The 1333-nt window shown below is 73.6% G+C and carries 2 protein-coding genes; both read left to right on the top strand.

The features are described 5' to 3' along the window. Positions 1-78: 78 nt before the first annotated feature. Positions 79-813, top strand: coding sequence for an SCO family protein (locus tag FOE67_RS25830; protein WP_182667239.1), 735 nt, complete (start codon positions 79-81; stop codon positions 811-813). After that, complete coding sequence (locus tag FOE67_RS25825; protein ID WP_323385530.1) at positions 810-1295, top strand: copper chaperone PCu(A)C; 486 nt, start codon at positions 810-812, stop codon at positions 1293-1295. The genes FOE67_RS25830 and FOE67_RS25825 overlap by 4 nt, the downstream gene beginning before the upstream one ends. Positions 1296-1333 lie beyond the last annotated feature (38 nt).

Here is a 1333-nt window from a genome sequence, read left to right as displayed (position 1 = left end):
CCCCACGGCCGGCCGCGGACCGTCACGAACCCGTGCGGCCCACCCGGCCGGCACCACCGAACCACCGGGAATCCAGCGATGAACCTCCGCCGCCCCGTCCGTACACCGGCCCCCGCCACCGGGGCCGCGCCCCGCGCCGGCCGCCGGTACCCCGCCGCGCTCGCCGGCGCCCTCGCCCTCGGTCTCGCGCTGACCGCCTGCGGCGGGGGGTCCGGCGACACCGACGCCTCCGCCGACGCCTCCGGGGAGCCCCCCGCGGCCTCCGTGGAGGGCTCGACCGACCGCGACCGCGGCACCGTCCTCGACACCCCCTTCGCCAAGCCCGACATCGTCCTCACCGACACCGACGGCGAGCCCTACGACCTGCGCGCCGAGACCGCGGGCACCGCCACCCTGCTGTACTTCGGCTACACCCACTGCCCCGACATCTGTCCGCTGACCATGAGCAACATCGCCGTCGGCGCCCGGGACCTCACCGAGGAGCAGCGGGAGAACCTGCGGGTGGTGATGATCACCTCCGACCCCGAACGGGACACCCCCGAGTCGCTCGGCGAGTGGCTGCGCGGCCAGGACCCGGAATTCATCGGGCTGACCGGCGACTTCGCGGAGATCCGGGAGGCGGCGCGGAGCCTGGGCGTGTACATCGAGGAGCCCTACGAGGACGAGGACGGCGGGATCGTCTCCAGCCACGGCACCCAGGTCGTCGCCTTCATGCCCGACGACGACATGGGCCGCGTCCTCTACACCGAGGGCGTCACCCACGAGACCTTCGAGCGGGACCTGCCGAAGCTCATCGCCGGGGAGCTGCCGTGAGCCGGGAAACCGCCGTGCGCCGGGGCACGGGCCGGCCGGGCCGGATCGCCGGCGCCCTCGCCGCCGTGCTCGCGGGCGCCCTCCTCGCCGGGGGCTGCGCCGGGGAAACCGAGCGGGCACCGGAGCTGGAGGTGGTGGGCGCGTTCGTGCCGGAACCGGTCAACGAGGCCGTCGCGGGCGGCTTCCTGACCGTGCGCAACACCGGTGACGCCGACGACCACCTGGTCTCGGTGACCGCCGGGATCGCCGGCACCGTCGAACTGCACGAGACCGTGGACAACTCCATGCGACGGGTGGAGCGGTTCACGATCCCCGCCGGGGGCGCTTTGGAGCTGAGCCGGGGTGGAAACCATCTGATGCTGCTCGATCTCTCCCGCCGCCCGGTGGAGGGTGAGACGGTCTTTCTGGAACTGCATTTCGAGACGTCCGAGCCGATCGGCATCGACGTGCCCGTCGAGGCCGGCACCCACACCGGTAGGTGACGCGAACCGCCATGTCCCCCCACACCCTGCGCCCTCCC

Source organism: Streptomyces calidiresistens, from assembly GCF_014141525.1.
Classification (GTDB): domain Bacteria; phylum Actinomycetota; class Actinomycetes; order Streptomycetales; family Streptomycetaceae; genus Streptomyces; species Streptomyces calidiresistens.
Note: the sequence above shows the minus strand (reverse complement) of the source record. Positions and strands in the feature narration are given on the sequence as shown.